Origin of the sequence: Apibacter sp. B3546, from assembly GCF_009827885.1 — a bacterium.
Lineage (GTDB): Bacteria > Bacteroidota > Bacteroidia > Flavobacteriales > Weeksellaceae > Apibacter.
Genome location: NZ_WINW01000004.1, coordinates 206057 through 209563, shown reverse-complemented (window position 1 = coordinate 209563; position 3507 = coordinate 206057). Strand labels below are relative to the sequence as shown.

General features: G+C 26.9%; 3 protein-coding genes (1 of these 3 running past the window's edge). All 3 read left to right on the top strand.

Translation table 11 applies throughout. The annotated features are described in order from the left end of the window. Positions 1 to 1133 carry part of the coding region annotated (locus GFU93_RS04225) for an RHS repeat domain-containing protein (protein ID WP_160567512.1) on the top strand (this coding region is incomplete at its 5' end). Its footprint begins 114 nt before the window's first position, so 1133 of the 1247 annotated nt are shown. A 24-nt stretch (positions 1134 to 1157) separates the two neighbouring features. Continuing rightward, positions 1158 to 1874: a hypothetical protein gene (locus GFU93_RS04220; RefSeq protein WP_160567510.1), complete on the top strand. Its 717-nt coding sequence runs from the start codon at positions 1158 to 1160 to the stop codon at positions 1872 to 1874. A 291-nt stretch (positions 1875 to 2165) separates the two neighbouring features. Continuing rightward, positions 2166 to 2999, top strand: a complete 834-nt coding sequence (locus GFU93_RS04215) for a hypothetical protein (RefSeq protein WP_160567508.1) — start codon at positions 2166 to 2168, stop codon at positions 2997 to 2999. Positions 3000 to 3507 lie beyond the last annotated feature (508 nt).

Genomic DNA, 3507 nt, shown 5'->3' with positions numbered 1-3507 from the left:
AAAGAAGCATTGAAGACATAAAAGGGAACTATGCGTACTTTGAAGTACCGTATAACGGAAAGGACAATGATGATTACATTAACGGGGAAGGCTTCTGTTGTTCTCAGAATACAGCCTTAAGAGCAGGTATAGGAATCGGCAATGTGAACTATGAGAAAATGCAGTACNATTATCACCCGGATCATTTGGGCAGCTCAAGTTATATCACTAACTTAGACGGCGAAATAGTACAGCATGTAGAATATGTACCGTTTGGAGAAGTGTTTATAGAGGAGAGAAATAACAGTTGGAATACCCCTTACTTGTTTAATGGAAAAGAGTTGGATGAAGAAACAGGACTGTATTATTATGGAGCTAGGTATTACAACCCGAGGGAATCTGTGTGGTTGAGCGTAGATCCTTTGGCAGAAAAGTACTCGAATGTATCGCCGTATGCGTACACATTCCAGAACCCGATTAAGTATATAGATCCTCGAGGCTTAGAAGGAGAAGGAATTGATCCTGAGGATCCGACTGACCTACCTGAAGTTGTAATTACGGGAAAACGAAGTAATTGGTTTAATAGAAATATTTGGAAGCCATTAAATGGTATCTTAAGAAATATAGGTAGTAGTGGCTCTAGGAATGATTATATTTCAAGTACTAAATCACAATCTCAAATAATGTCAATACCAAAAAATATATTTTTATCTGCTTCTATAAATAATACAACAACATTTGGAAATTCAAAAGTGATAAATATAGATAATAAAGTGAATTTTAATATATCTGATAACACTAAAGAAATTTCGCAAGATTATCAGTTAGATTTAAATATAATAAAAGGTAATATAGAAGTTACAAAAAAAAGTTTAGGAGCAGGAGTTGGCGTTTCTCTTTTAGGTCGTTTAGATTTTAATATTGGAATTAATCTAAATGCAGATATTAAGAATAGTGAAATTTATCTCAGTGGAAGTGAGAATATAAATAAGGACAATAATTCCAATGGTTTTAGTGTAGGAATTAAACCAGTTAGTATAATTATAGGAACTATAAATAATGGTTTAAGAAGAATATTACCTCCTACCTTACTGGAACCTTCACTTTGTACTCCAATTTTTGGGCCTATTAATCAAGAACACGAAATTCATTAATTTAAAATTTCTAATATATAAAGGATGATTACCCAAAGGACTTATATTAACATATCTAAGATAATAATCTTTTTAATAATAGTTTATATATTATATTTTTTTATCTCTGTATGTTTATCTAAAAGTAAGCTAATATCTAAAGAAAATCATGGAGAATTTAAACTATCATCTCTTTTAACTATAAAAGAAAATAGGATAGATTATGAATCTTTATTATATAAAGAAGATAAATTTTTTGGAGCTAGAGGGGTAATAGATAGTTTTTACTACTTTTCTATAATAAAAATTGGAAAGGTAGATAATAAAGATTTAAATGATATAATAAAATTTAGAACTACCGAAATTCCTAGAAGAAATAAATGGTTTAATTATGATATTATATCACCAGATCCTACTAGTATAAACGTGAATTTTAATCCATTTTTTAATATTTATGTTTTACCTTTGGCTAATAAAGTTGATTTCATTGAGATATATGTAAATGGAAAGGTTTTAACGCATTATTTCAATAATAATTATATAGAATATCAAGTTAATTCATCTAATATAGATTTAACTTTTAACAATTTAGATAAAAATGATTTTGGTTATATTGGATTCAAAGAGTTATCTAGTATAGTATTTATAAAAGATCAATTGAATTTATATATAATGAATATATCACCAATTGTTGACATTGGTGAAGGGACATATATGTTAAAGGTTCCATATAAAGGGTTAAAAGAAATATTACAAGAATAAATATATAATTATTTTAAGTTATTGGCAAAAAACCCACTATTAAGTGGGTTTTTATTTTTTCAATATTAATATTCTTACAAGTATAATCAGACTAATAATTTCAATAGTGTTGAAAGCGTCAAATTGGTATTGCCCTGAGAGTTCAGTATATTTTTGTCAATAATAATAGAAGATTTAGCAATATTACTTAAGGGTTTGAGAATAAAGATAATATTGTATAATAAAAAAGATAAATAAATTTTAAAATTAAGTATTAAAAAGCTAATTTAGCTAACTAAGCTATTAAAAAAAATGTATTATTATGGAGCAAGATACTATAATCCAAGAGAGAGTGTATGGTTAAGTGCAGATCCATTAAGCGGATATAATCCGAATAATGAAACCGAGCATTATATAGATGGTCAACATAATGGAGGAGTTTATAATGATAAAAACCTAAATACTTATGGATATACTTATCAAAGTCCTGTAAAATGGTTAGACCCGAATGGAAAGCAAGTTGTTGCTGTGCATGGTACTTGGTCAGATCCTAGCACCTGGAAAAATCAAATCGGTTATTCTGGAATATTGGGTAGTGTACAAAAAGTATTTGGAACTAAAAGTACTAGAGTGTCTGATTTTGATTTTCAATGGTCAGGAGGTAATTATTCATCTTTGAGGACTATTGCTGCAAAAGAGTTAGTATCTAGGGTTTTATTACAAAGGGAAAAAAATAGTATGACTAGTGAAGAACCAGTAACTATAGTTGGACATAGTCATGGAGGTAATGTAGCTATAGAGGCAATTAATCTAATGGTAGGCATGGATGAATTTAAAGATGTTGAAATTAATTTACTGACTATAAATACTCCAGTTCGTCAAGATTATCAGTTAGCAAAAGATGCTAGTGGTAAAGTTAATCATATAAATGTATATGATGAAAAAGATCCTATTCAAATAAGAGGTGGAAAGAGTTCCATTTTTGTACCAGATCGCCCGTCATCTATAAAATTTACAGGAGAATATGGATCTGCAAGTAGAACTTTTAAAAATGCAAAAAATATAAAGGTAGAAAACCCCCAAGGCTGTTTCGGAGATTTTCATAATTCTCATAATAGAGTATCAGATTGGTATGATAAATTATAAAAAATTATGGATAAAAAATTTAGAAATAAAAAAATGATATTATTATTTTTAATTGAATGTTTTATTTCATTTATTATATTTATAATATTATTACTATGTAGAAAAAATGTTGAATGGAGTGAATGGAGTATAATGATTTCTCCAATTATCATGATTTTTATTTTAATATCTGAATTTTTATTATCAATAATATTTTATTACACATTGAGTTATTTAATAGGATTGCAGAATCATCAATATATTTTTTTTATAATTAATCTAATAATATATATTATCATATTATTAATTATAGATAATAATATTTTTAATAATATATTAAAATATGATGGATTTATGAGTCAGAATTATTTAATATCTCATTTATTTTCTACAATTATAATTTTATTAATTTATTTTAAAAAATAAAATTAATTAATAGATTAAATTATTAAAATTTTCAATAAAATAAATATACCCCTAATTTTACGAATGAAGGGGTATATTTATATTATAAATCTAGACGGCGAAG

What these genes read in the sequence shown, in the direction of transcription:
- GFU93_RS04215 (WP_160567508.1), top strand. Translation starts at nt 2,166, where the DNA reads ATGTATTATTATGGAGCAAGATACTATAATCCAAGAGAGAGTGTATGG.
- GFU93_RS04220 (WP_160567510.1), top strand. Translation starts at nt 1,158, where the DNA reads ATGATTACCCAAAGGACTTATATTAACATATCTAAGATAATAATCTTT.